Annotated in this window: 2 protein-coding genes; both read left to right on the top strand. The window is 37.1% G+C overall.

Annotated elements, in window-relative coordinates:
• A partial coding sequence (locus tag LRA01S_RS10615) for a CHAP domain-containing protein (RefSeq protein WP_156470242.1) occupies window positions 1-297 on the top strand: 297 nt, incomplete at its 5' end.
• Window positions 298-300: 3 nt separating this feature from the next.
• Window positions 301-770, top strand: a 470-nt coding sequence (locus LRA01S_RS10610; RefSeq protein WP_082785462.1) for a hypothetical protein, incomplete at its 3' end; no start/stop codon positions are given.

Here is a 770-nt window from a genome sequence, read left to right as displayed (position 1 = left end):
GCTTATCAGTTAGGCATTAAGTTTGATAGTTTCATGGGCAATGGTGGCGATTGGGCAAGCAAGGCTGGCTATTCTGTGTCTCATGAGCCTAAACTCCATACTGCCCTAAGTTTTGTACAAGGTCAAGCAGGTTCTGACCCAACATATGGTCATGTGGCATTTGTAGAACAAGTCAAAGATGATGGCTCTATTTTAATTTCAGAAATGAATGTGACAGGTCTACCACCATTGACTGTTTCTTATCGTACATTTTCAGCTGATGAAGCTAAGCAATTTTGGTATGTGGAGGGGAAATAATCAATGAATATAACAGAATTTAGAATGCGAGCGATGAATGATGAAGTCCAGATGATAGAGGACTTCAATTTTTTTGAGCAAAAAGTCGCAAGTTTTAAAAAAGACTTGTATCTATCGCCTTATGCCAAAATCAATGAAATTTTAGCATGGTGTGAAATGCTCATCAAGTATGAAAAACAAATTGATTTATTGTGTCTTGAAGCAAAACAAGCGATACAAGATAAGTTGAATAAACTCAATCCTGATACAATTGAAAGTCACGCAAGTGTGGACGACAAGACAATCAGTGTCTGGTCTGACTATGTTTTAGAATTACTAGAATTAGATAGGCGCTATCAAGATGTTGTCTATAGTTTCTGTGTCTCTATTGATAATTGTGTCAGATATTTAGTGTCGTATACTGATGAACTAGCCGAGTATGGCTTCAGCTTGCCACAAATTATGGTTAAAGTTCGAGACCTTGGTACATTTCA

It is taken from the genome of Pseudolactococcus raffinolactis NBRC 100932, assembly GCF_001591765.1.
In the GTDB taxonomy this organism is placed as follows: domain Bacteria; phylum Bacillota; class Bacilli; order Lactobacillales; family Streptococcaceae; genus Pseudolactococcus; species Pseudolactococcus raffinolactis.
The sequence above is the reverse complement of the archived record's forward strand: the minus strand, read 5'-3'. Positions and strand labels throughout refer to the sequence as shown.